Source organism: Enterobacter sp. UPMP2060 (genome assembly GCF_053709655.1).
In genome coordinates, this window is record NZ_JBSKJQ010000002.1 from 406,501 (window position 1) to 430,032 (window position 23,532).

Genomic DNA, 23,532 nt, shown 5'->3' on the forward strand with positions numbered 1-23,532 from the left:
ACAGGATTGTTACTGCATCACGCAGGCAAAACCTGAGCGCGGCCTTCGTCAGAAGGTCGTTCTCGGGTTTTTTTATTTTTTGTACTCAGTCAACAGGTGCCTGCAGGCATCGGATGTAAGGAAATCGAGATGGAATACCAGGCTTTAGCGAAGGATATTCTCGGCCACGTTGGCGGAAAAGAGAACATCGTCAGTCTTGTACACTGCGCGACCCGGCTTCGCTTCAAACTGAAAGAGAATCAACGGGCGGATGCGGAAGGGCTGAAGAAAAACCCGGGCGTCATCATGGTGGTCGAAAGCGGCGGCCAGTTTCAGGTAGTGATTGGCAACCACGTCCACGACGTCTGGCAGGCGGTGCGCCATGAGGCAGGCCTTACCGATGACGCGCCCGTCGTGGAAGAGAGGGGCGAAAAAGGGAATCTGCTGGGCCGCCTGATTGACATTGTCTCCGGGATCTTTACCCCGTTTATCGGCATTCTGGCCGCGTCCGGTATTCTGAAAGGGCTGCTGGCGCTGGCGGTGGTGTGCGGCTGGCTCAGCACCGAGAGCGGCACCTATAAAATCTGGTTCGCCGCCAGCGACGCGCTGTTCTTCTTCTTCCCGCTGGTGCTGGGCTACACCGCCGGGAAAAAATTCGGCGGCAACCCGTTTATTACCATGGTCATCGGCGGGGCGCTCACCCATCCGATGATGATTGCAGCGTTTAACGCCAGCCAGCAGCCGGGCGCGGTATCGGACGCTTTTTTGGGCATTCCTGTCACCTGGTTTAACTACAGCTCGTCGGTGATCCCGATTATTCTCGCCGCGTGGGTCAGCTGCTGGCTGGAAAAGCAGAGCACCAGGCTGCTGCCATCCTCGATGAAAAACTTCTTCGCGCCGCTGATCTGTCTGGGCGTGACCGTGCCGCTGACTTTCCTCGTTATCGGGCCGCTGGCGACCTGGCTGAGCCAGATGCTGGCGAACGGCTATCAGAGCATTTACGTTCTGGCACCGTGGCTGGCGGGCGCGGCGATGGGCGCGCTGTGGCAGGTCTGCGTTATTTTTGGCCTGCACTGGGGGCTAGTGCCGCTGATGATCAACAACCTGGCGGTGCTGGGGCATGACTCCATGCTGCCAATGCTGTTGCCCGCGGTGTTTGGCCAGGTGGGGGCGGCGCTGGGGATCTTCCTGCGTACCCGCGATGCCCGTCAGAAGATGCTGGCGGGTTCATCGGTAACGGCCGGGATATTTGGTATTACCGAACCGGCCGTTTATGGCGTAAACCTGCCGCTGCGCCGCCCGTTTATCTTTGGCTGCGTGGCGGGGGCAATCGGCGGGGCGATTGTCGGCTTCAGCGATACCCACGTTTACTCCTTCGGCTTCGCCAATATCTTTACCATCGCCCAGATGATTCCGCCGGGTGGGGTAAACGCCACGCTGTGGGGCGGCGTGATCGGCACCGCGGTAGCGCTGGTGCTGAGCTGCGGCATGACGCTGGTGGCGGGCATGCCGGGACGCTCAGCGCCCGAGGCGGTTGCGCCAGCGGGTGAAAACGATGTGCTGGCACCGATGACCGGGACCGTTCTGGCGCTCGACCAGGTGCCGGATACCACGTTTGCCAGCGGCCTGCTGGGCAGCGGCGCCGCCATTATTCCCTCGGATAACAAAGTGGTGGCCCCGTTTGCCGGCGTGGTGGCCTCGCTGTTTCAGACCAAACACGCCATCGGCCTGCTCAGCAACAGCGGGATTGAAGTGTTGATTCACGTGGGGATCGACACCGTGAAGCTCGACGGCAGGCCGTTTACCGCCCACGTGAAGGTGGGCGACAGGGTGCAGCCCGGCGATCTGCTGCTGGAGTTTGACCGACAGGCGATTATCGATGCCGGATACGACCTGGCGACCCCGATCATTATCAGTAACAGCGATGAGTATCGTGACGTGGTGACCGTGGCGGCAACGTCCGTCAGCGCCGGTGCGCCGTTACTCAGCGTAAGCCATCAATAACAGGAGAACGTGATGAAAACTTTCCCGGACGATTTTTTATGGGGCGGCGCGGTTGCCGCGAATCAGGTAGAAGGCGCGTATCTGGAGGAGGGGAAAGGGCTATCCACCTCGGACGTTCAGCCGCAGGGTGTCTTCGGCCCGGTGGTTGAGCGCGTGGCGGGCGACAGCGGCATCAAGGACGTCGCCATCGACTTCTATCACCGCTACCCGGAAGACATCAGACTGTTCGCTGAGATGGGCTTTAGCTGCCTGCGCGTCTCCATTGCCTGGACCCGCATTTTTCCGAACGGCGACGAGCAGCAGCCTAACGAGGCGGGGCTGGCGTTTTACGACCGGCTGTTTGACGAGCTGGCCGCGCACAGCATTACCCCGCTGGTGACGCTCTCGCATTACGAAATGCCGTGGGGGCTGGTGAAGCAGTACGGCGGGTGGGGCAGCCGCCAGACCATTGGGTTCTTCGAGCGCTACGCCCGTACCGTGTTTGCGCGCTACAAGGAGAAGGTGAAGCTCTGGCTGACCTTCAACGAGATCAATATGTCTCTGCACGCGCCGATGACCGGCGTGGGCCTGCCAGAAACCAGCAGCAAAGGTGAGGTGTACCAGGCGATCCACCACCAGCTGGTGGCCAGCGCGCTGGCCGTGAAGGCCTGCCACGAGATTATCCCGGATGCCAGAATCGGCAACATGCTGCTGGGCGGCCTGATGTACCCGCTGACCTGCAAGCCGGAAGATGTTCTGGAGACGCTGCAGGAAAACCGCGCGTGGCAATTCTTTGGCGACGTGCAGTGCCGTGGCGCCTACCCGGGCTATATGCAGCGCTTCTTCCGCGACAGCGGGATTCAGCTTGAGGTAACGGATGACGACCGCGAGGCGCTGAAATCGACCGTCGATTTTATCTCGTTCAGCTACTACATGACGGGCTGCGTCACCGCGGATGAGGCCCTCAACCAGCAGGCGCGCGGCAATATCCTGAGCATGGTGCCAAACCCGCATCTGGCAAGTTCCGAATGGGGCTGGCAGATTGACCCCATCGGCCTGCGTACCCTGCTAAACGTGCTCTGGGATCGCTATCAGAAGCCGTTGTTTATCGTGGAAAATGGCCTCGGGGCGAAGGATAAACCGGATGCGGACGGCGTAGTGCAGGATGATTATCGCATCAGCTACCTTAACGACCACCTGGTGCAGGTGCGTGAAGCCATTGACGACGGCGTTGAGGTGATGGGGTATACCAGCTGGGGGCCAATCGACCTGGTGAGCGCGTCTAAAGCTGAACTCTCCAAGCGCTACGGCTTTATTTACGTCGATCGCGATGACGGCGGTAACGGCACGCTGGCGCGCAGCCGTAAGAAAAGTTTCTACTGGTATAAAGAGGTGATTGCCACGAAAGGGGCTTCGCTGAAAGCCTGATATTAATGACGTTGCCCGGCTCTGAGCCGGGCAAATAGATCAGAAAATCATCTTGAATACGCCGGTAACCACTAAGAGCCCTATCAGAAATATAATTAAAATAACCCACAGTAATATTTTCATTCCTTTCTCCCGCTCATGTATGTCCTGAATAAGTGTAGCAGCGTATTTATATTTGGCGTGAATGCATTGAATTTAATCATTCTCTTTGGGAATAAATTTCCGGGTATTAAAATGTATGACAATTTGCGGATTGCCACGCGTTACTAAAAAAATGAACGATATCGAGCGTAACGTGCGCCTTTATTTTTTCAGTGTATGGCGTCATGAAACGTTCTCTTATTTTATCTCTGAGCGCACCCTTCGCTTTTATTCTGGCAGCCTGTGCGCCTGAACATGCCACGGTGTCTCCCGTTAAAACGCAAACCGCTGCGGCGTCGGTGAATACGGTTCTGAATCATCAGGACTGGCCGAAGAATGAGTGGTGGAAAGCGTATAACGATCCCCAGCTTAACGGGCTGATTGCGAAAGCGTTGAGCGATGCGCCGGATATGCAGATTGCCCGTCAGCGCATTACGCTTGCCGAAGCCCAGGCCAAAGCCGCAATGGCCGCTGACGGTCCGCAGATTGATTTTTCCGCCGATGCGGAACGCCAGAAAATGTCCGCCGAAGGGCTGATGGGGCCTTTCGCCCTTACCGACCCGGCTGCTGGCACCACCGGGCCGTGGTACACCAACGGCACCTTTGGGCTGACCGCAGGCTGGGATCTCGATCTGTGGGGAAAAAATCGCGCCCGGGTCGAGGCCCGGATTGGCAAAGTGAATGCGCAAAAAGCGGAGCTGGAGCAGACCCGCCAGCTGCTGGCCAGCAGCGTGGCGCGGCTCTACTGGGAGTGGCAAACTCAGGCCGCCGCGGGTGAGGTTCTCGCGCAGATCAAACATGAGCAGGACAATATTATCGGCGCCGACCGCGAACTGTATCAGCACGGGATCACCTCCTCCGTTGAAGGGGTGGAAACCGATATCGACGCCAACAAAACCGAAGAACAGCTGGCAGAAGTCAACGGGAAGATGAAAGCCGTTGAGGCGCGTCTGGTCGCGCTGACGAATTCTTCCTCCGTAACGCTTACGCAGCATGCGCTGCCGACGGTTGACGCCGCGTTACCGCCGACGCTCGGTTATGAGCTGCTGGCACGCCGTCCGGATCTTCAGGAGGCGCACTGGTATATCGAAGCCTCCATGAGCGAGGTGCAGGCCGCCAGAGCGGCTTTCTATCCTGACGTGAACCTGATGGCGTTCTTACAACAGGATGCCCTCCATCTGAGCGATCTGTTTCGCGCTTCAGCGCAGCAGATGGGCGTGACCGCCGGGCTGACGCTGCCGATCTTCGACAGCGGCAGGCTGAACGCCAGCCTGGATATCGCCCAGGCGCAGAACAATCTCTCGGTCGCGAACTACAACAAAGCGGTGGTCGAAGCGGTCAATCAGGTGGCGCGCACGGCCAGCGAAGTCGAAACGCTGACGGCGAAGAACCGCCATCAGCAGCAGGTCGAAAAAGATGCGGCGCGGGTTGTGGCGCTGGCGCAGGCGCGCTTCAGCGCGGGGATTGTTGCGGGCTCGCGGGTCAGTGAAGCCAAGATCCCGGCCCTCAGGGAAGACCTCGCCGGATTGTTGCTGAAAGGCCAGTATGTCGACGCCACGCTGCAGCTGACGTCGGCGCTGGGCGGCGGCTATCATCATGGCTAAAAATGGTCATTATCTATACTTACCTCTTTGCAGTTTTTCAGGAGGTGAGTATGACCAGAGTAGCGATAGTGACCGCATCGGATTCCGGGATTGGTAAAACCACGGCGCTGATGCTCGCAGAGCGCGGGTTTGATATTGGCGTCACCTGGCACTCGGATGAAAAAGGGGCGCTGGAAACCTGCCGCGAAGTCGAAGCGCAGGGGCAGCGCGCAGAGGCTATCCATCTTGATTTAAGCGCGCTGCCGGAAGGCGCAAAGGCTATTGAAACGCTGATTGCGCGTTTTGGTCGGCTGGACGTGCTGGTTAACAATGCCGGAGCGATGACCAAAGCGCCGTTCCTTGAGATGCTGTTTGACGACTGGCGGACTATTTTCACCGTCGACGTGGACGGCGCGTTTCTCTGTTCGCAGATTGCCGCCCGGCAGATGGTGAAGCAGGGGGAAGGGGGGCGGATTGTGAATATCACCTCAGTACACGAGCACACGCCGTTGCCGGAGGCCAGCGCCTACACGGCGGCAAAACACGCGCTCGGCGGGTTAACCAAATCCATGGCGATGGAACTGGTTAAGCACAACATTCTGGTGAACGCCGTCGCGCCGGGCGCCATTGCCACACCGATGAACGACATGGACGACAGCGAAGTGAAGGAAGGCTCAATGCCGGAAATCCCGCTGGCAAGACCGGGCCACACCAGAGAGATTGCCAGCCTGGTGGCATGGCTGTGCGACAGCGACGCCAGCTACACGACGGGGCAATCGTTTATTGTCGACGGGGGCTTTATGCTGGCGAACCCGCAGTTTAAGCCGGAGGGGTAGTTTTCCCTCACCCTAACCCTCTCCCAAAGGGAGAGGGAACTAAAAACACCCTCTCCCTTTGGAAGAGGGCCGGGGTGAGGGGAGGAGACCGCACTCACTCCTTATCCCGCGTCTTATCCCGGTGCTTCAGCCACAGCCTGACCCCGATCACCGCCGCAACCACCAGAATCAACCACGCCCAGTGCTTCAGGTGCTGGTCGAGATTATGCAGCCACGGGCCAATCACTTCGCCCCCGACGTAGCCGAGCGTCGTAAAGATCAGCGCCCAGGCAATCGCCCCAAGAACATTGAGCGGCAGGAAAATTTTTGGCGGCAGATGGCTGGCGCCAATCAGTATCGGCCCGATAATGCGAAAGCCGTACATAAAGCGCGTGCCGATGACGAACAGATAGGGATGACGTTGAATGAGCCGTTGAGCGCGGCGGATTTTCTTCTGATGCTTTGCGAAACGCTTAAGCAGCGTTGGCCCGAAGCGCAGCCCGAGAAAGTAGAGCAGCTGATCGCCAATCATTCCGCCGAGCGCGACCGCTGCGACGACCAGCGGGAATTTCAGCAATCCCTGATGCGCGGCGACGCCGCCTAACAGCGTGATGGTTTCACCTTCTGCCACGCTACCGACGACCAGCGCGGCATATCCATATTGTTCAATAAGTGCGTTAATATCCATTACGTAAATGTTATCTCCCTCAGCGTACCTCGTTTAATCATATACCCCATGAATCAACAGCGGGGAAATCAACGGAAATTTCCCACTGTACATAAAATAATCTAAAGCCTGCATTATACTTAAGGTATCGCTGACGGGCCGACAACAAGGGGGCGCTATGAACCATGTCTGGGGACTTTTCTCCCATCCCGATCGTGAGATGCATGTCATTAAAAGTGAGAACGAAACGGTCTCGCATCATTACACGCACCACGTGCTGCTGATGGCTGCGGTGCCGGTAATATGCGCTTTTATCGGAACAACACAAATCGGCTGGAACTTCGGTGACGGCACCGTGGTTCAGCTTTCCTGGTTTACCGGACTCTATCTGGCCATTGTTTTTTATGGCCTGATGCTGGCGGGTGTGGCGATAATGGGGCGCGTCATTCACTGGATGGCGCGTAACTACCCGCAACGTCCATCGCTGGCGCACTGTATGGTCTTTGCCGGATATGTCGCGACCCCGCTGTTCTTAAGCGGTATTGTTGCGCTCTATCCACTGGTCTGGCTGTGCGCGCTGATCGGTACCATTGCCCTCTTTTACACCGGGTATCTGCTGTATCTGGGGGTTCCAACCTTCCTGAATATCAATAAAGAAGAAGGCCTGAGTTTTTCCAGTTCAACACTCGCCATCGGGGTGCTGGTGCTGGAGGCGCTACTGGCGCTGACGGTTATTCTTTGGGGTTACGGATACCGTCTCTTCTGAGTTCACTGCATTGCTGGCGTAAATGCCAGCAATGCAGCATCTGTTCACGATTATCCGCTGGCGACAACGCCCGGTGACCGCTATGATGCCGAAGCCAGCCTGTGTTTATCCGTTGATACAGGCGGTGTACGTCATGACGTGCGTGAATAATTATCAGAAGTCTCACCATGCTGAAATTCCGAGTCTCTTTACTTAGCCTGGCGCTGCTGCTGGGCGCGTCCGCTGCCGTGCCGGCCGTCGCTAAAACGCCCGCGGTGACCGCTGCTGCTGCTCAGCCGCAAATTGCGTCCGGCAGCGCGATGATTGTCGATCTCAACACCAATAAGGTGATCTACGCCAGCCATCCGGACCTGGTGCGCCCGATCGCCTCGATTACCAAATTAATGACCGCGATGGTGGTGCTTGATGCACATCTGCCGCTGGACGAAAAATTGAAAGTGGATATCAGCCACACGCCGGAGATGAAGGGGATCTACTCTCGCGTGCGGCTGAACAGTGAAATCAGCCGTAAAAATATGCTGCTGCTGGCGCTGATGTCGTCTGAAAACCGTGCGGCGGCGAGCCTGGCGCACCACTATCCGGGCGGCTATGACGCCTTTATCCGCGCGATGAACGCGAAAGCCAAAGCGCTGGGGATGACCAATACGCATTATGTTGAACCGACCGGACTGTCGATCAACAACGTCTCCACGGCCCGCGATCTGACGAAACTGCTGATTGCCAGCAAACAGTATCCGCTGATTGGTCAGCTCAGCACCACCCGTGAAGAGATGGCGACCTTTGCGAACCCGGCCTATACGCTGCCGTTCCGCAACACTAACCATCTGGTATACCGCGATAACTGGAATATTCAGTTAACCAAAACCGGCTTTACCAACGCGGCAGGACACTGTCTGGTGATGCGCACCGTGTTTAACGGTAAGCCGGTGGCGCTGGTGGTGATGGATGCCTTCGGCAAATATACCCACTTCGCGGACGCGAGCCGCCTGCGTACCTGGATTGAAACCGGGAAAGTGCAGCCCGTTCCGGCCGCAGCATTGACGTATAAAAAGCAGAAAGCGGAACAGATGGCGACGGCGCAGAACGACTGAGTCGTTTGTACGCGCTGATGCCCTTACCCCGCCCCTCTCCCGCAGGGAGAGGGAAAAAACACTAAAAACGGTAACCCAGGTTACCGTTTTGCGTTTATTCCGGCAGCGTCCAGTCCCCATCGTTGAGCGGGCGCTGCATAATCACCGTATCCCGCCAGTCGCCTTTCTTATACCCCACGCTGCGCAGCTGACCGACAATATCGAAGCCGTGCTTTTTATGCAGCCGCAGCGAGCCGGCATTATTGTTGCCATCGCCTACAACGGCAATCATCTGCCGCCACGGGCCTTGCTCGCAGCGGGCGATCAGCGCATCCATTAATGCCGAACCAAAACCGCGCCCGGTAATGCTGGCATCCACGTAAATCGACTCTTCCAGGGTATAGCGGTAGGCGTGTCGCGGGCGGTAAGGCGTGGCGTAGCAGTAGCCCACCACGATGCCGCGATACAGCGCGATAAGCCACGGTAAACCGCTCTCAGCCACGCTTTTCATACGCTGACGCATTTCGTCGATGGTAGGGGGGACTTCTTCAAATGACGCGCGCCCGTGCAGCACATGCCATGCATAGATGGCGGCGATGGCATGCACATCATCGGGAAGGGCATCGCGCACTTCCAGTTCGGTCTCGGATAAAACATCAACAGCCGACATGATGTGCCTGCTCCTCGTTATAGAAAGCCGGAGAATCGTTCCTCCGGCGTCAGACGGTTACTCTATTACGATTAAGGCGCGCTAAACAATCTCTCAAATTTGGCTATAGGAATTAATCAGACGCTTGCGTTACGCGCTGCTCCGCGTCCGCGCTCTCTTTCCAGTATTTCTTCCGCGTTGTTTTACCAATGCCGGGATTCATGCTGTTTGTAGGGTCATTCTCGCGATAAAACTGCTTAAGTGCGTCAGGGGCTTTATAAAGATGCCCGACGTTATGTTCCGCAGGATATTGTGCGCCGCGTTCACGCAGCAGGGCGAGCATCTGCTCCTTCAGTTCATGCGCATCGACCCCTTTTTTGACGATGTAATCCTGATGGAAGACATAACACATAAAGTGGCCGTAATAGAGCTTATGCACCAGCTTGCTGTCGATTTCCGGCGGGAGGTGCTCAAACCACTCGGTGTCGTTACGTCGCAGGGCGATATCCAGCGCCAGAATATCTTCCACCTCTTCCGAATGCACCGCCTGATAACGGATGGCGGCGCCTGCGGCGGCAAAACGGTGCAGGAACGCTTTGCTGCCCTCTTCAGGCGTACAGGCAAAGAAATCCCCTTCGGCGGTTTTGAAGAATTCGGTCAGCCAGGACTGCGCTTCGGCAATTCCGTCTCCGGCCATTTTCAGCAGCAGGTGGTGCTCGTACTTATCGCGCCAGGTTTTCATTCGCTCCGGTAAGTGCGCCGGGAAAACGTTGCCCAGCTTCTGCATAAAGCGGTCGGTGAAGTGGGGTTTGAACAGCGACACTTTCTCCAGCATCGCGTCGGTGCGTCCCTTCATGGTGAAGAAGAACGGCATTTTGTCGGTGCCGAGCTTGTCGATCATCAGGAACGTATCTTTGCCGTAACGCTCGGCGATGTCGTAAATGTCCCGGTGCATGTACTCGCCCGCCACCGGCAGATGGGTGAATTCGCCCAGAATATGACGACGAATTTCGGTCAGAACCTCAGGCTGATTGGTACCAATGTAAAACACCTGCTGCTTTTTCTCCGCCGGGAAGGTATCCAGACGTACGGCAAACACGGCGAGCTTCCCGGCGCAGCCGGAGGATTCAAACAGGCGGTCCGGGTCGGCGTTGTAGCGCGCCGGCGTATCGGCGTCGATATCCCGCACGCGGGTCACGTAGTCGTGATCGTGCGCATGACGACCGTCGTGCTGAACGTCTTCGTCCTTCACGCGATCGTCGTCGAGCTTGCTGAGGATTTGTTCCGGCGTCGCGCCGAGATCGATTCCCAGATGGTTCACCAGCGTCAGCTTGCCGTTTTCGTCAATACGGGCAAACAGCGACATCTCGGTGTAGGCCGGGCCGCGCTGCACCAGGGAACCGCCGGAGTTGTTGCAGATCCCACCGACCACCGAGGCGCCAATGCAGGAGGAGCCAATCACCGAGTGCGGCTCACGGCCCAGCGGCTTAAGCGCTTTTTCCAGGGAGTAGAGCGTCGTGCCGGGGAACGCGAGCACCTGCTCGCCTTTGTCCAGCAGGTGCAGCTTGTCGAGGCGCAGGGTGCTGATAATCACGATGTCGCGATCGTAATCGTTGCCGTTCGGCGTGGAGCCTTCGGTCAGGCCGGTATTGGCGGCCTGCATTAAAATAATCTTGTCGGCGACGACGCAGGCGCTCAGCACGCGCCACAGCTCCAGCAGCGTGCCGGGGAAGACCACCGCCAGCGCTTCGCCCTGACCGGAGCGGAAACCTTTACGGTAGCGGGCGGTTTTGGCCGGGTCGGTAAGCAGGTGAGAGGAGCCAACCAGGCGCGACAGTTCGTTAATAAAAGTCGTGTTATCGTTTGTTCGAACAGAAGTCATCTTCCACTCCTTGTGGTGGGGCAAATTTCTCGCTGTAAAGCATAGCGCGATTAACTGTTAAGCGGTCGAGTATTCACGAGAAAAATCAGAGAATAACCCTGCAACGTTTCGAGGGTTTGTGGCACACTGCGCTTTTCGCACGGTATGGCCGAGATCGTCCGGCGGTTATTGATGAGAGAGTAAAACGACATGAAATGGCTATGTTCTGTAGGTGTCGCCGTCAGCCTGGCGCTGCAACCTGCGCTGGCAGAGGATTTGTTTGGTAATCACCCGCTCACGCCTGAAGCACGGGATGCGTTTGTCACGGAATTGCTCAAGAAAATGACGGTTGATGAGAAAATCGGCCAGCTGCGTCTTATCAGCGTCGGTCCGGATAACCCGAAAGAGGCCATCCGCGAGATGATCAAAGACGGGCAGGTAGGGGCCATCTTTAATACCGTCACCCGCGAGGATATCCGCAAGATGCAGGATCAGGTGATGGATCTCAGCCGCCTGAAAATTCCGCTGTTCTTCGCCTATGACGTGGTGCACGGCCAGCGTACCGTCTTCCCGATTAGCCTCGGTTTAGCCTCTTCCTTTAACCTCGACGCGGTGAAAACCGTCGGGCGCGTGTCGGCTTATGAAGCGGCGGACGACGGCCTGAACATGACCTGGGCGCCAATGGTGGACGTCTCGCGCGATCCGCGCTGGGGCCGCGGCTCGGAAGGCTTTGGTGAAGACACCTATTTAACCTCCACGATGGGGAAAACCATGGTGGAAGCGATGCAGGGCAAAAGCCCGGCGGATCGCTACTCGGTGATGACCAGCGTCAAACACTTCGCGGCCTATGGCGCGGTTGAAGGCGGGAAAGAGTACAACACCGTCGACATGAGCCCGCAGCGCCTGTTCAACGACTACATGCCGCCGTACAAGGCAGGGCTGGATGCGGGCAGCGGCGCGGTGATGGTAGCGCTGAACTCACTGAACGGTACGCCTGCGACGTCCGATTCATGGCTGCTGAAAGACGTCCTGCGCGACCAGTGGGGCTTTAAGGGCATCACCGTTTCCGACCACGGCGCGATTAAAGAGCTGATTAAGCACGGTACCGCCTCCGATCCGGAAGACGCGGTGCGCGTGGCGCTCAAGTCGGGCATCAACATGAGCATGAGCGACGAGTACTACAGCAAATACCTGCCGGGGCTGGTGAAGAGCGGCAAGGTCACGATGGCGGAGCTGGACGATGCCGCGCGCCACGTGCTGAACGTGAAATACGACATGGGGCTGTTTAACGATCCGTACAGCCATCTGGGGCCGAAGGATTCTGACCCGGCAGATACCAACGCCGAAAGCCGTCTGCACCGCAAAGAAGCGCGTGACGTGGCGCGCGAAAGCCTGGTGCTGCTGAAAAACCGCCTCGACACGCTGCCGCTGAAAAAATCCGGCACCATTGCCGTAGTGGGCCCGCTGGCCGACAGCAAGCGCGACGTGATGGGCAGCTGGTCTGCCGCAGGCGTAGCCGACCAGTCCGTGACCGTGCTGACCGGGATTAAGAGTGCCGTGGGTGATAACGCGAAAGTGGTGTACGCCAAAGGGGCGAACGTCACCAACGACAAAGACATCGTCACCTTCCTCAACCAGTACGAGGAAGCGGTGAAGGTCGATCCGCGCACGCCGAAGGAGATGATCGACGAGGCGGTGAATACCGCGAAACAGTCTGACGTGGTTGTCGCGGTCGTGGGCGAAGCGCAGGGTATGGCGCACGAGGCCTCCAGCCGTACCGACATCACCATTCCGCAGAGCCAGCGCGATCTGATCGCCGCCCTGAAAGCCACCGGCAAGCCGCTGGTGCTGGTGCTGATGAACGGTCGTCCGCTGGCGCTGGTGAAAGAGGACCAGCAGGCTGACGCCATTCTGGAAACCTGGTTCGCCGGTACCGAAGGCGGTAACGCCATCGCCGACGTGCTGTTTGGTGATTACAACCCGTCGGGCAAGCTGCCGATGTCCTTCCCGCGCTCCGTTGGGCAGATCCCGGTCTACTACAGTCACCTCAACACCGGTCGTCCGTACAATGCCGACAAGCCGAACAAGTACACGTCCCGTTACTTCGACGAAGCTAACGGCCCGCTGTATCCGTTTGGTTACGGTCTGAGCTACACCAGCTTCAAGGTTTCTGACGTGAAAATGTCGGCGCCGACCCTGAAGCGTGACGGCAAAGTTACCGCCAGCGTCGAGGTGACCAACACCGGCAAGCGCGAAGGGGCAACGGTGATTCAGATGTACGTTCAGGATGTCACCGCCTCGATGAGCCGTCCTGTTAAGCAGCTGCGCGGCTTCGAGAAGGTCAATCTGAAGCCTGGCGAAACCCAAACCATCAGCTTCCCGATTGACGTGGACGCGCTGAAGTTCTGGAACCAGCAGATGAAATACGATGCGGAACCGGGCAAGTTTAACGTCTTTATCGGGGTGGATTCTGCCCGCGTGAATAAAGGCGAGTTCGAGCTGCTGTAACCTTCCCTTCTTTGCATCCCCCGGCTTCCGGGGGATGCGTCTTACGTTATGCTAAAAAGGCATTTTGCCGGGTAAATCCGCTGTTTTAAGCTACGCTTTTCTCTCAAGCCTCTGAAAAAGGCGATAAAAAAATGAGGATAGCGGAATGACGATTGCAAAGGGGATGTTGGGATCTGCGGTGCTGCTGGCGGCGCTAAGCCTGCCGTTACAGGCGGCGGAGCCGGTAAAAGTGGGCTCAAAGATCGATACCGAAGGCGCGCTGCTCGGCAATATTATTTTGCAGGTGCTGGAAAGCCACGGCGTGAAAACCGTCAATAAAGTTCAGCTGGGCACCACGCCCGTCGTGCGCGGGGCGATCACCTCCGGCGAGCTGGATATCTATCCGGAATACACCGGCAACGGGGCATTCTTCTTCAAAGATGAAAACGATCCGGCATGGAAAAACGCCAAAGCCGGGTATGAGAAAGTCAAAAAACTCGACGCGGAACAGAACAAGCTGGTCTGGCTGACGCCGGCCCCGGCCAACAACACCTGGACTATCGCCGTGCGCAAGGACGTGGCGGAGAAAGGCAAGCTGACTACGCTTACGGATCTCAGTCGCTATCTGAAAGAGAAGGGCGACTTTAAGCTGGCAGCGTCCGCGGAGTTTATCGAGCGTCCTGACGCGCTCCCGGCGTTCGAAAAAGCCTACGACTTCAAGCTCGACCAGGCGCAGCTGCTCTCGCTGGCGGGTGGGGATACGGCGGTAACCATCAAGGCGGCGGCGCAGCAAACTTCCGGCGTTAACGCGGCAATGGCCTACGGCACCGACGGCCCGGTGGCGGCGCTCGGTCTGCAAACCCTGACCGATCCAAAAGGCGTACAGCCGATTTACGCCCCGACCCCGGTCGTGCGGGAGGCGGTGCTGAAAGCCTATCCGGATATTGCAGAATGGCTCAAGCCGGTCTTCGAAAAACTGGATGAAAAAACGCTGCAACAGCTGAATGCCAGCATTGCCGTCGAGGGGCTGGATGCCAAAAAAGTGGCCGCCGACTTCCTGAAACAACAAGGGCTTGTGAAGTAACGGGAAAGGGCTGTGCCAATAAAATGTCATAACCGCGTACTGCTGCTGTTGGCCTGCGTGGCCATCGCGGCAGTCGCGCTGCCGTTTGTGAATGTCGCCCCTAACCGCCTGATGTCAGGGGAGGGGCGCTCTCTCTGGGACGTCTGGTCCTTTACGCCGTGGTGGCTGACGGCGGCGCTGGCCGCGTGGGTTACTCTTTCATTCTGGCAAGGGCGCACGGCGCAGTGGCTGACGCTGCTCCTCGCTGAAGGGCTGTTTATCATCCTGTTCTGGGGGGCCGGGCAGGCGGCGACGCATATGGCGTCAGCGGAAAGTCCGCTGGCGAGAACCACGGTGGGCAGCGGCCTCTGGCTGTGGCTGGCGCTGTGTCTGCTGGCCAGCAGCGACGCCATTCGTCGACTCATCTCCAGCGCCGTCTGGCGCTGGGTGCTCAACGCGCAGATATGGTGCATTCCCTTGTTCCTGCTGTTCAGCGGTGAGCTGAACAATCTCTCGCTGCTGAAAGAGTACGCCAACCGTCAGGAGGTGTTTGATGATGCCCTGGCGCAACACCTGACGATCCTTTTTGGCACGCTGATCCCGGCTCTGCTGATCGGGATACCGCTCGGCATGTGGTGCTATCGTCATCCTTCACGCCAGGGTGGGGTCTTTGCCGTGCTCAACGTGATCCAGACCATACCTTCCGTCGCGCTGTTTGGCCTGCTGATTGCCCCGCTGGCGGGGCTGGTGAAGTCATTTCCCGTACTGGGTACGCTCGGCATAGCCGGAACGGGGTTAACGCCCGCGCTTATTGCGCTGGTGCTGTATGCGCTGCTGCCGCTGGTGCGCGGCGTTGTCGCGGGGCTGGGTCAGGTCGCGCCGGATGTGCTTGAAAGCGCCCATGCGATGGGGATGAGCGCGCGGCAGTGTTTCTGGAAAATTCAGCTGCCGCTGGCGCTGCCCCTGCTGCTGCGCAGCCTGCGGGTGGTGGCGGTACAAACCGTCGGCATGGCGGTGATTGCGGCGCTGATTGGGGCTGGAGGCTTTGGCGCGCTGGTGTTCCAGGGGCTGCTCAGCAGTGCCCTCGATCTGGTGTTACTGGGCGTGGTGCCTACGATTGCGCTGGCGGTTGTCGTCGACGCGCTGTTTGCCTTATGGCTCGCGCTGCTCAGGAGAAGAGCCAATGATTGAATTTCATGATGTCAGTAAAACCTTTGCCGATCGCCCGGCGGCGAGCCACCTGAACCTGAACTTTGCCGAGGGGGCATTTTCCGTGCTGATTGGCACCTCGGGCTCGGGAAAATCCACCACCCTGAAGATGATCAACCGCCTGGTTGAGCACGACAGCGGGCTGATCCGCTTTGCCGGGGAAGAGATCCGCAGCCTGCCGGTGCTGGAGCTGCGCCGCCGGATGGGCTATGCCATTCAGTCTATCGGCCTGTTTCCGCACTGGACGGTGGCGCAGAACATCGCCACCGTGCTGCAGCTGGAGAAATGGTCGCGGGCAAAAATCGCTGACCGGGTGGATGAACTCATGTCGCTCCTGGGGCTGGAGCCCGCGCTGCGCGATCGTTATCCGCACCAGCTTTCCGGAGGCCAGCAGCAGCGCGTGGGCGTGGCGCGCGCGCTGGCGGCTAACCCGCAGGTGCTGCTGATGGATGAACCCTTCGGCGCGCTGGATCCGGTCACGCGCGGGGCGCTGCAGGCGGAGATGACCCGCATTCACCGCATTCTCGGACGCACGATCGTTCTCGTGACGCACGATATTGATGAAGCTCTGCGCCTGGCCGACCATCTGGTGCTGATGGATCATGGCGAAGTGGTGCAGCAGGGCTCGCCGCTTGAGCTATTAACATGGCCGAGGAACGACTTTGTGCGCGAGTTTTTTGGCCGCAGCGAGCTGGGCGTGAGGCTGCTCTCCCTGCGGACGGTCAGCGACTATATGCGTCGGGAGGAGGTACCGGTGAGCGGCGAACCGCTGCAGGCGCAGATGAGCCTGCGGGATGCTCTCTCGGCGTTTGTCGCGCGCCAGTGCGAGGTATTGCCCGTCTCGGACTCGCGCGGTACGCCGTGCGGAACCTTACATTTTCGCGATCTGCTGGCCGGGGAGGTGACGCGTGAAGGCACTGCGTGATCCGCTCCTCTGGCTGGTAGCGCTCTTTGTCGCCTTACTGTTTCTGATGCCCCACAGCGCGGCGCTGTTTAACGCTCTTTTCCCGGGGCTGCCGCGGCCGGTTTATCAGCAGGAGAGCTTTATTAATCTCGCCCTGGCGCATCTCTGGCTGGTGGCGCTCTCAAGCGCCATCGCGGTTGTATTGGGGGTTGGGGCAGGCATCGCGGTCACGCGGCCTGCGGGCAAAGAATTTCGTCCGCTGGTGGAGACGATAGCGGCGATTGGCCAGACGTTTCCCCCGGTGGCGGTGCTGGCGATAGCGGTTCCGGTGATGGGCTTTGGTCAGCAGCCCGCCATTATTGCGCTGATTTTATACGGCGTATTGCCAGTGCTGCAGGGCACGCTGGCGGGCCTCGCGGCGGTACCGGCGTCAGTGCTGAGCGTGGCAGAAGGGATGGGGATGAGTCGCGGCCAGCGGCTGCGCAAGGTTGAACTGCCGCTTGCGGCACCGGTGATTATTGCCGGGATCCGTACCTCGGTGATTATTAACATCGGGACGGCGACCATTGCGTCAACGGTCGGTGCCAATACGCTGGGAACGCCGATAATTATCGGCCTGAGCGGGTTTAATACGGCTTATATCGTGCAGGGGGCGGTGCTGGTCGCGCTGGCGGCAATCGTCGTCGATCGCCTTTTTGAGCGGCTGGCGCTGTACCTCAGCCGACACCGCCGCGAACAATAAACGAGTATCCTGCCAGCATCACGCCGCCGATACCGCTCACGGCCATCAGGACAAAAAGGGTAATAATGGCCAGTTTGGTTGCCTTCATCATGTGCTCCTGTTGTTAACGGAACAATTATACGGTGAAGCGCAGCTGTTAATGAACCATTAAATGCCGTTATGGCTCATCCGGGCCAAGGGAATAAACCGGGTAACCATTCTCTCGCCATTCCGTCAGCAGCTGCTGCTGCGTGGCGGACGGCACTTCTCCACACCAGACCAGCAGGGTCTGACCGTCGAAAAACTCGGGCTTAAGCTGCGCCAGCGAGTGCGCCAGGACATCCACGCGCCAGCCCTTCTGGGTCGCAATCCACGCTTCCAGCCACAGGCGGGTGGTATCGTGCACGTTCCAGCCGACCACCAGCGCATCTTTTCCGGCCTTGTTCTTCGCTGAGGCAAGGCAGACGGCAATATAGTTGATCAGTACCCCGTCGAGCATGCTCAGCAGCGCCTGCAGGGTGGACTGCTGGCATTGCAGACGTCGACGGAGCGGAATGAAAAGATGGCTGATCAGCGTCTGTGCCGGATAGTCGCGGCCCTGCTCTTTTATCCATGCGCGCAGGCGCTGAAGATTCCCCGCCTGCAGAAGCCGCAGCAGGGTTTCCTGTTGTTCGCGCCAGAGGTGTTGCGTGTCCGGGTCATCATGGCTCAGCAGGGACTTCACTTTGCCGACCTGCACTCCGTTGTCGATCCAGCTTTTAATTTCGCGGATGCGGTCGATATCGGCCTCATTGAAAAGGCGATGCCCACCGTCGGTCCTCTGCGGTTTAAGCAATCCATACCGTCGCTGCCACGCCCGTAGGGTAACGGGATTGATATCACAAAGGAGTGCCACTTCACCTATCGTGTAAAGCGCCATATTCGCCCCCTGGCTTACGCGTTCCCAGCTTAACTGTAGACCCACTTTGGCGAACCAGGAAGGATTGATTGATTTTTGAACAAACAATGCGAAGCATGCGCGATATTCAGAAAAAGGTGTGATAACGGACACGATTTTGCGCTTTTTTGGGATGCTTCAAAGAAAGTAAACCCGCATCAGTGTATGTTACGCGTTTTTAGCGTGTGCGGTTTTGAGTATGTACGAGTTTAATCTGGTGCTGCTGTTGCTTCAGCAGATGTGCGTGTTTCTTGTCATTGCCTGGCTGATGAGCAAAACGCGCCTGTTTATCCCGCTGATGCAGGTTACCGTACGCCTGCCGCATAAGCTGCTCTGCTACGTTACCTTCTCTATTTTCTGCATTATGGGGACCTATTTTGGCCTCCATATCGAAGATTCTATTGCCAACACGCGCGCTATCGGCGCGGTGATGGGCGGGCTGCTGGGCGGTCCCGTCGTCGGTGGGCTTGTCGGCTTAACCGGGGGGCTGCATCGCTATTCCATGGGCGGAATGACGGCGCTGAGCTGTATGATCTCAACGATCGTGGAAGGGCTGCTCGGCGGCCTGGTGCACAGCTACATGATCAAACGCGGCCGCCCGGATAAAGTCTTTAGCCCGCTTACCGCCGGTGCCATTACCTTTGTGGCCGAAGTGGCGCAGATGGCGATCATTCTGCTCATTGCCCGTCCGTTTGAAGATGCGCTGCACCTGGTCAGCAGTATTGCCGCTCCGATGATGGTCACCAACACCGTGGGTGCGGCGCTGTTTATGCGCATTCTGCTCGACAAGCGCGCCATGTTTGAGAAGTACACCTCGGCTTTTTCCGCCACGGCGCTGAAGGTCGCCGCCTCGACCGAAGGGATCCTGCGCCAGGGGTTTAACGAAGAGAACAGCATGAAGGTCGCGCAGGTGCTCTACAAGGAGCTGGATATCGGCGCGGTGGCCATAACCGACCGCGAGCGGCTGCTGGCCTTTACCGGCACCGGGGACGATCACCATCTGCCGGGTAAACCGATCTCCTCAGCCTATACGCTGCGCGCCATTGAAACCGGTGAGGTGGTGTATGCCGACGGTAACGAAGTGCCTTACCGCTGTTCGCTGCATCCGCAGTGCAAGTTGGGCTCCACGCTGGTGATTCCGCTGCGCGGGGAAAATCAGCGGGTGATGGGGACCATCAAGCTGTATGAGGCCAAAAACCGTCTGTTCAGCTCCATCAACCGCACGCTGGGGGAGGGGATAGCCCAGCTGCTGTCCGCGCAAATCCTCGCCGGGCAGTATGAGCGGCAGAAAGCCCTGCTGACGCAGTCTGAAATTAAGCTGCTGCATGCTCAGGTCAACCCGCATTTCCTGTTTAATGCCCTCAACACGCTCAAAGCGGTGATCCGCCGCGACAGCGATCAGGCCGCGCAGCTGGTGCAGTTTCTGTCGACCTTTTTCCGTAAGAACCTGAAACGGCCGTCTGAGATCGTGACCCTCGCCGATGAGATTGAGCACGTGAATGCCTATCTGCAGATCGAGCAGGCGCGTTTCCAGTCGCGCCTGCAGGTGTCGCTCTCCGTTCCGGACGAGCTGGCGTATCAGCATCTCCCGGCCTTTACCCTGCAGCCTATTGTCGAAAACGCCATTAAACACGGCACGTCACAGCTTCTGGGAACGGGGGAGATCACCATTGCCGCCAGCCGTTTCAACCACCATCTGGTGCTGGATATTGAAGATAATGCCGGGCTTTATCAGCCTTCCGCCTCGGGCGGTTTAGGGATGAGCCTGGTGGATAAACGCCTGCGCGCTCATTTTGGCGACGACTGCGGCATTACCGTCGCCTGTGAGCCAGACCGATTTACCCGTATTACCGTACGACTGCCGCTGGAGGAAAACGCATGTTAAGAGTGCTGATTGTGGATGACGAGCCGCTGGCACGAGAAAACCTGCGCGTTCTGCTGCAGGAGCAGCCTGATATTGAGATTGTGGGGGAGTGCGCGAACGCCATTGAGGCCATCGGCGCGGTGCACAAGCTGCGCCCGGACGTGCTGTTCCTCGACATTCAAATGCCCCGCATCAGCGGGCTTGAGATGGTCGGCATGCTCGACCCGGCGCATCGCCCCTACATCGTGTTCCTGACGGCGTTCGACGAATATGCCGTTAAGGCCTTTGAGGAGCACGCGTTTGACTATTTACTCAAGCCGATTGAAGAGAAGCGTCTGGAAAAAACGCTCACCCGTTTACGCCAGGAGCGAACCGTACAGGACGTCACGCTGCTGCCGGAAAATCAGCAGCCGCTGAAGTTTATCCCCTGCACCGGGCACAGCCGGATTTATCTTCTGCAGATGGATGATGTGTCGTTCGTCAGCAGCCGCCTGAGCGGGGTGTTTGTCACCAGCGCCGAAGGGAACGAAGGGTTCACCGAGCTGACCCTGCGCACGCTGGAGAGCCGCACGCCACTGATCCGCTGCCACCGCCAGTATCTGGTGAACATGGCGCACCTGAAGGAGATCCGCCTGGAAGATAACGGCCAGGCCGAGCTGGTGCTGCGTGCCGGGCAAACGGTACCCGTCAGCCGTCGCTATCTCAAGAGTTTGAAAGAGGCGATTGGCCTGTAAAACTGGTACACTGCGCGCCATTGCATCATCGACATTCGAAGGCTCTATGCTAAGTAACGACATTCTTCGTAGCCTGCGCTACACCCTGAAAGCAAACAACAACGACATGGTGCGCATTCTTGCGCTGTCGGACATGGAATCCACGTCTGCCGGTTTCGATACCTGGATGACCAAAGAAGATGAAGAGGGCTTCGTTCGCTGTCCGGACATTATTCTGTCGGGTTTCCTGAACGGCCTGATTTACGATAAGCGTGGCAAGGATCCGGCCGCGCCGGAGCTGGCGCTGGAGCGTCGCGTGAACAACAATACGGTGCTGAAAAAGCTGCGCATCGCGTTCTCGCTGAAAACGGACGATATCGTGGCGATCATGACAGAGCAAAAATACCGCGTATCCGTGCCGGAAGTGACCGCCATGATGCGCGCGCCGGATCATAAAAACTACCGCGAGTGCGGCGATCAGTTTCTGCGTAATTTCCTGCGCGGGCTGACCCACCGGGTGCATCACCCTAAACCATAAAAAAAGCCGGAGATTATCTCCGGCTTTTTTGTTATTTCACCTGCTGGCCAGGCTTCGCGCCTTCATCAGGGCTTAACAGGAAGATATCTTTCCCGCCAGGGCCTGCGGCCATCACCATCCCTTCAGAGATGCCGAAGCGCATTTTGCGCGGCGCCAGGTTCGCCACCATCACGGTCTGACGACCGATCAGCACCTGCGGGTCCGGGTAGGCTGAACGGATGCCGGAGAAGACGTTACGCTTCTCGCCGCCCAGATCCAGCGTCAGGCGCAGCAGCTTGTCAGAACCTTCCACGAATTCCGCGTTTTCGATCAGCGCCACGCGCAGGTCAACTTTGGCGAAATCGTCAAAGGTAATGGTCTCCTGAATCGGATCGTCTGCCAGCGGGCCGGTCACCGGTGCCGCAGCCGCTTTAACCTCTTCTTTAGACGCTTCCACCAGGGCTTCAACCTGCTTCATCTCGATGCGGTTATACAGCGCCTTGAAGGTGTTGACCTTGTGGCCGAGCAGCGGCTGCGCCATGGCATCCCAGGTCAGTTCGGTGTTCAGGAACGCTTCAGCGCGGGATGCCAGCTGCGGCAGAACCGGCTTCAGGTAGGTCATCAGCACGCGGAAAAGGTTGATGCCCATGGAGCAGATGGCCTGCAGATCGGCATCGCGACCTTCCTGTTTCGCGACAACCCACGGTGCCTGTTCGTCCACATAGCGGTTTGCCAGGTCGGCCAGAGCCATGATTTCGCGCACGGCTTTACCGAACTCACGGGTTTCCCAGGCTTCGCCAATGGTGGCTGCCGCGTCGGTAAAGGTTTTGTACAGGGCAGGGTCGGCCAGTTCAGCCGCCATCACGCCGTCAAAACGCTTGGCGATAAAGCCCGCGTTACGGGAGGCCAGGTTTACGACCTTGTTGACGATGTCCGCGTTCACGCGCTGCACGAAATCTTCCAGGTTCAGGTCGATATCGTCGATGCGGGAAGAGAGCTTCGCGGTGTAGTAGTAGCGCAGGCTGTCCGCGTCGAAGTGGTTCAGCCAGGTGCTGGCCTTAATGAACGTCCCGCGAGACTTGGACATCTTCGCGCCGTTCACCGTCACGTAGCCGTGAACGAACAGGTTGGTTGGCTTGCGGAAGTTGCTGCCTTCCAGCATCGCCGGCCAGAACAGGCTGTGGAAATAAACGATGTCTTTACCGATGAAGTGATACAGCTCGGCCGCGGAATCTTTCTTCCAGTATTCGTCGAAGCTGACGGTGTCGCCACGCTTGTCGCACAGGTTTTTGAAGGAGCCCATGTAGCCGATTGGCGCGTCCAGCCAGACGTAGAAGTATTTGCCCGGCGCGTTCGGGATTTCAAAGCCGAAGTACGGCGCATCGCGGGAGATATCCCACTGCTGCAGGCCGGATTCGAACCACTCCTGCATTTTGTTCGCCACCTGCTCCTGCAGCGCGCCGCTGCGGGTCCACGCCTGCAGCATTTCGCTGAAGGACGGCAGGTCGAAGAAGAAGTGCTCGGAGTCACGCATGACGGGCGTGGCGCCGGAAACCACGGATTTCGGCTCGATAAGCTCGGTCGGGCTGTAGGTTGCGCCGCACACTTCGCAGTTATCGCCGTACTGGTCCGGGGATTTACATTTCGGGCAGGTGCCTTTGACGAAACGGTCTGGCAGGAACATGCCTTTTTCCGGATCGTACAGCTGAGAGATAGTGCGGTTTTTGATAAAACCGTTCTCTTTCAGACGGGTGTAGATCAGCTCCGACAGCTCGCGGTTTTCGTCGCTGTGCGTGGAGTGATAGTTGTCATAGCTGATGTCAAAGCCAGCAAAATCAGTCTGATGCTCCTGACTCATTTCGGCAATCATCTGCTCCGGGGAGATCCCCAGCTGCTGCGCTTTCAGCATGATCGGCGTGCCGTGAGCATCGTCCGCACAGATGAAGTTAACCTCGTGGCCGCGCATTCGCTGGTAACGGACCCAGACATCAGCCTGGATATGCTCCAGCATGTGCCCGAGGTGGATTGAGCCGTTGGCGTACGGCAGTGCGCACGTTACCAGAATTTTCTTCGCGACTTGAGTCATAGTAGGCATTACTTCTTTTAACTGTGAAAAGGGTTTTCGATATTACCAAAAGGGGCATTATTAAGTAAGCACAAACCACGGCCTTTCAG

The 23,532-nt window shown here is 58.2% G+C and carries 20 protein-coding genes and 1 pseudogene; 14 read left to right on the forward strand and 7 right to left on the reverse strand.

The genetic code is table 11. The features are described from left to right. The first annotated feature begins 16 nt into the window (after window positions 1-16). Both bglF and ACWKXN_RS07350 read left to right on the forward strand, forming a co-directional pair. A pseudogene (bglF, locus tag ACWKXN_RS07345) lies at window positions 17-1,983 on the forward strand (PTS beta-glucoside transporter subunit IIABC). A 12-nt stretch (window positions 1,984-1,995) separates the two neighbouring features. Then, the gene (locus ACWKXN_RS07350; RefSeq protein WP_454543567.1) at window positions 1,996-3,390 is read left to right on the forward strand and encodes a glycoside hydrolase family 1 protein; all 1,395 of its coding nucleotides are present in this window, start codon (window positions 1,996-1,998) and stop codon (window positions 3,388-3,390) included. A 39-nt stretch (window positions 3,391-3,429) separates the two neighbouring features. On the opposite strand, the gene yohP is transcribed toward ACWKXN_RS07350, so the two are convergent. Continuing rightward, complete coding sequence (yohP, locus tag ACWKXN_RS07355; protein ID WP_015572324.1) at window positions 3,430-3,513, reverse strand: small membrane protein YohP; 84 nt, start codon at window positions 3,511-3,513, stop codon at window positions 3,430-3,432. Window positions 3,514-3,716: 203 nt separating this feature from the next. On the opposite strand from yohP, the gene mdtQ reads away from it, so the two are divergent. Next, window positions 3,717-5,135 (forward strand): multidrug resistance outer membrane protein MdtQ, encoded by a 1,419-nt coding sequence (mdtQ, locus tag ACWKXN_RS07360; RefSeq protein WP_454543568.1) that lies wholly within the window; start codon window positions 3,717-3,719, stop codon window positions 5,133-5,135. A 50-nt stretch (window positions 5,136-5,185) separates the two neighbouring features. Then, window positions 5,186-5,950, forward strand: a complete 765-nt coding sequence (locus ACWKXN_RS07365) for an SDR family oxidoreductase (RefSeq protein WP_454543569.1) — start codon at window positions 5,186-5,188, stop codon at window positions 5,948-5,950. Between the two features lie 94 nt (window positions 5,951-6,044). On the opposite strand, the gene ACWKXN_RS07370 is transcribed toward ACWKXN_RS07365, so the two are convergent. After that, a complete protein-coding gene (locus ACWKXN_RS07370; RefSeq protein WP_219939936.1) occupies window positions 6,045-6,617 on the reverse strand; it encodes a DedA family protein in 573 nt (190 codons plus the stop codon). Between the two features lie 157 nt (window positions 6,618-6,774). On the opposite strand from ACWKXN_RS07370, the gene ACWKXN_RS07375 reads away from it, so the two are divergent. Together ACWKXN_RS07375 and pbpG are read left to right on the forward strand one after the other, a co-directional pair. After that, a complete protein-coding gene (locus tag ACWKXN_RS07375; protein WP_033146018.1) occupies window positions 6,775-7,362 on the forward strand; it encodes a Yip1 family protein in 588 nt (195 codons plus the stop codon). Between the two features lie 167 nt (window positions 7,363-7,529). Continuing rightward, a complete protein-coding gene (pbpG, locus tag ACWKXN_RS07380; RefSeq protein WP_023312453.1) occupies window positions 7,530-8,453 on the forward strand; it encodes a D-alanyl-D-alanine endopeptidase in 924 nt (307 codons plus the stop codon). Window positions 8,454-8,547: 94 nt separating this feature from the next. Here pbpG and ACWKXN_RS07385 read toward each other — a convergent pair whose 3' ends face one another. Continuing rightward, window positions 8,548-9,102: an N-acetyltransferase family protein gene (locus tag ACWKXN_RS07385; RefSeq protein WP_454543570.1), complete on the reverse strand. Its 555-nt coding sequence runs from the start codon at window positions 9,100-9,102 to the stop codon at window positions 8,548-8,550. Window positions 9,103-9,214: 112 nt separating this feature from the next. Next, the gene (gene dld / locus ACWKXN_RS07390) at window positions 9,215-10,963 is read right to left on the reverse strand and encodes a D-lactate dehydrogenase (RefSeq protein ID WP_454543571.1); all 1,749 of its coding nucleotides are present in this window, start codon (window positions 10,961-10,963) and stop codon (window positions 9,215-9,217) included. A gap of 189 nt (window positions 10,964-11,152) precedes the next feature. Here dld and bglX point away from each other — a divergent pair, with 189 nt between their 5' ends. The 5 genes from bglX to ACWKXN_RS07415 all read left to right on the forward strand — a co-directional run bounded on the left by bglX (window position 11,153) and on the right by ACWKXN_RS07415 (window position 17,347). Further along, window positions 11,153-13,450, forward strand: a complete 2,298-nt coding sequence (gene bglX / locus ACWKXN_RS07395) for a beta-glucosidase BglX (protein ID WP_048975772.1) — start codon at window positions 11,153-11,155, stop codon at window positions 13,448-13,450. 145 nt (window positions 13,451-13,595) lie between these two features. After that, entirely contained in the window at window positions 13,596-14,513 is a 918-nt protein-coding gene (osmF, locus tag ACWKXN_RS07400; protein WP_236903146.1) for a glycine betaine ABC transporter substrate-binding protein OsmF, read from the forward strand. A 12-nt stretch (window positions 14,514-14,525) separates the two neighbouring features. After that, window positions 14,526-15,683, forward strand: coding sequence for an ABC transporter permease (locus ACWKXN_RS07405; protein ID WP_454543572.1), 1,158 nt, complete (start codon window positions 14,526-14,528; stop codon window positions 15,681-15,683). Further along, window positions 15,676-16,626 (forward strand): ABC transporter ATP-binding protein, encoded by a 951-nt coding sequence (locus ACWKXN_RS07410; RefSeq protein ID WP_454543573.1) that lies wholly within the window; start codon window positions 15,676-15,678, stop codon window positions 16,624-16,626. The genes ACWKXN_RS07405 and ACWKXN_RS07410 overlap by 8 nt, the downstream gene beginning before the upstream one ends. Continuing rightward, window positions 16,610-17,347, forward strand: a complete 738-nt coding sequence (locus ACWKXN_RS07415) for an ABC transporter permease (RefSeq protein ID WP_033146011.1) — start codon at window positions 16,610-16,612, stop codon at window positions 17,345-17,347. The genes ACWKXN_RS07410 and ACWKXN_RS07415 overlap by 17 nt, the downstream gene beginning before the upstream one ends. Here ACWKXN_RS07415 and ACWKXN_RS07420 read toward each other — a convergent pair. Continuing rightward, window positions 17,322-17,435 carry a protein YohO gene (locus ACWKXN_RS07420; RefSeq protein WP_008500895.1) on the reverse strand — a complete coding sequence of 38 codons (114 nt, stop codon included), beginning with the start codon at window positions 17,433-17,435 and terminating at the stop codon, window positions 17,322-17,324. The two genes, ACWKXN_RS07415 and ACWKXN_RS07420, sit on opposite strands and share 26 nt — an antisense overlap. 69 nt (window positions 17,436-17,504) lie before the next feature. Next, window positions 17,505-18,245: an HTH-type transcriptional regulator MlrA gene (gene mlrA, locus ACWKXN_RS07425; protein WP_033146010.1), complete on the reverse strand. Its 741-nt coding sequence runs from the start codon at window positions 18,243-18,245 to the stop codon at window positions 17,505-17,507. A 217-nt stretch (window positions 18,246-18,462) separates the two neighbouring features. On the opposite strand from mlrA, the gene ACWKXN_RS07430 reads away from it, so the two are divergent. The 3 genes from ACWKXN_RS07430 to ACWKXN_RS07440 are packed head-to-tail and all read left to right on the forward strand — an operon-like array spanning window position 18,463 to window position 21,378. After that, complete coding sequence (locus tag ACWKXN_RS07430; RefSeq protein ID WP_023312444.1) at window positions 18,463-20,148, forward strand: sensor histidine kinase; 1,686 nt, start codon at window positions 18,463-18,465, stop codon at window positions 20,146-20,148. Further along, window positions 20,142-20,861: a two-component system response regulator BtsR gene (gene btsR, locus ACWKXN_RS07435; protein WP_182930965.1), complete on the forward strand. Its 720-nt coding sequence runs from the start codon at window positions 20,142-20,144 to the stop codon at window positions 20,859-20,861. The genes ACWKXN_RS07430 and btsR overlap by 7 nt, the downstream gene beginning before the upstream one ends. 46 nt (window positions 20,862-20,907) lie before the next feature. After that, entirely contained in the window at window positions 20,908-21,378 is a 471-nt protein-coding gene (locus tag ACWKXN_RS07440) for a YehS family protein (protein ID WP_045888720.1), read from the forward strand. 31 nt (window positions 21,379-21,409) lie between these two features. Here ACWKXN_RS07440 and metG read toward each other — a convergent pair whose 3' ends face one another. Next, window positions 21,410-23,443 (reverse strand): methionine--tRNA ligase, encoded by a 2,034-nt coding sequence (gene metG / locus ACWKXN_RS07445; protein ID WP_454543574.1) that lies wholly within the window; start codon window positions 23,441-23,443, stop codon window positions 21,410-21,412. Window positions 23,444-23,532 lie beyond the last annotated feature (89 nt).

What these genes read in the sequence shown, in the direction of transcription:
- ACWKXN_RS07430 (WP_023312444.1), top strand. Translation starts at nt 18,463, where the DNA reads ATGTACGAGTTTAATCTGGTGCTGCTGTTGCTTCAGCAGATGTGCGTG.
- pbpG (WP_023312453.1), top strand. Translation starts at nt 7,530, where the DNA reads ATGCTGAAATTCCGAGTCTCTTTACTTAGCCTGGCGCTGCTGCTGGGC.
- yohP (WP_015572324.1), bottom strand. Translation starts at nt 3,513, where the DNA reads ATGAAAATATTACTGTGGGTTATTTTAATTATATTTCTGATAGGGCTC.
- ACWKXN_RS07350 (WP_454543567.1), top strand. Translation starts at nt 1,996, where the DNA reads ATGAAAACTTTCCCGGACGATTTTTTATGGGGCGGCGCGGTTGCCGCG.
- ACWKXN_RS07440 (WP_045888720.1), top strand. Translation starts at nt 20,908, where the DNA reads ATGCTAAGTAACGACATTCTTCGTAGCCTGCGCTACACCCTGAAAGCA.
- ACWKXN_RS07365 (WP_454543569.1), top strand. Translation starts at nt 5,186, where the DNA reads ATGACCAGAGTAGCGATAGTGACCGCATCGGATTCCGGGATTGGTAAA.
- mlrA (WP_033146010.1), bottom strand. Translation starts at nt 18,245, where the DNA reads ATGGCGCTTTACACGATAGGTGAAGTGGCACTCCTTTGTGATATCAAT.
- btsR (WP_182930965.1), top strand. Translation starts at nt 20,142, where the DNA reads ATGTTAAGAGTGCTGATTGTGGATGACGAGCCGCTGGCACGAGAAAAC.
- ACWKXN_RS07385 (WP_454543570.1), bottom strand. Translation starts at nt 9,102, where the DNA reads ATGTCGGCTGTTGATGTTTTATCCGAGACCGAACTGGAAGTGCGCGAT.
- dld (WP_454543571.1), bottom strand. Translation starts at nt 10,963, where the DNA reads ATGACTTCTGTTCGAACAAACGATAACACGACTTTTATTAACGAACTG.
- ACWKXN_RS07375 (WP_033146018.1), top strand. Translation starts at nt 6,775, where the DNA reads ATGAACCATGTCTGGGGACTTTTCTCCCATCCCGATCGTGAGATGCAT.
- ACWKXN_RS07420 (WP_008500895.1), bottom strand. Translation starts at nt 17,435, where the DNA reads ATGAAGGCAACCAAACTGGCCATTATTACCCTTTTTGTCCTGATGGCC.
- metG (WP_454543574.1), bottom strand. Translation starts at nt 23,443, where the DNA reads ATGACTCAAGTCGCGAAGAAAATTCTGGTAACGTGCGCACTGCCGTAC.
- ACWKXN_RS07410 (WP_454543573.1), top strand. Translation starts at nt 15,676, where the DNA reads ATGATTGAATTTCATGATGTCAGTAAAACCTTTGCCGATCGCCCGGCG.
- bglX (WP_048975772.1), top strand. Translation starts at nt 11,153, where the DNA reads ATGAAATGGCTATGTTCTGTAGGTGTCGCCGTCAGCCTGGCGCTGCAA.
- mdtQ (WP_454543568.1), top strand. Translation starts at nt 3,717, where the DNA reads ATGAAACGTTCTCTTATTTTATCTCTGAGCGCACCCTTCGCTTTTATT.
- ACWKXN_RS07370 (WP_219939936.1), bottom strand. Translation starts at nt 6,617, where the DNA reads ATGGATATTAACGCACTTATTGAACAATATGGATATGCCGCGCTGGTC.
- osmF (WP_236903146.1), top strand. Translation starts at nt 13,596, where the DNA reads ATGACGATTGCAAAGGGGATGTTGGGATCTGCGGTGCTGCTGGCGGCG.